At 70.9% G+C, this 337-nt stretch carries 1 protein-coding gene; it reads right to left on the reverse strand.

The genetic code is table 11. The annotated features are described in order from the left end of the window. Positions 1-3: 3 nt before the first annotated feature. Positions 4-337, reverse strand: a 334-nt coding sequence (locus tag J0695_RS42060) for a DMT family transporter (RefSeq protein WP_206970065.1), incomplete at its 5' end; no start/stop codon positions are given.

The raw sequence follows: 337 nt of genomic DNA on the forward strand, positions 1-337 counted from the left end.
GGCTCAGGCGGACCGTGGTCCGTGAGCGGGGCCGTCGGCCGGTGCGCCGCGCAGGCGCGGAGAAGCGATCCGGACGGCTGCGAACGTGAGGACGGCTCCGAGGACGGTGAGGGCCGAGGGGGAGCCACTGCCCGACGGAACGAAGAGATCCAGCGCGATGGAGCCGGTCAACTGGCCGGCGATCGAGGCCATGCCGAGCAGCAGCACCCCGATGCGGTGGACGAGAAAGGCGGACGCCCCGATGAAGACCACACCGCACAGTCCGCCGAGATACATCCACCAGTCGGTGGGAAGCGGGTGGCCGGACGTTCCGCGGACAAGCGCCCTCACAGCCCAG

It is taken from the genome of Streptomyces beijiangensis (assembly GCF_017315755.1).
GTDB lineage: Bacteria > Actinomycetota > Actinomycetes > Streptomycetales > Streptomycetaceae > Streptomyces > Streptomyces beijiangensis.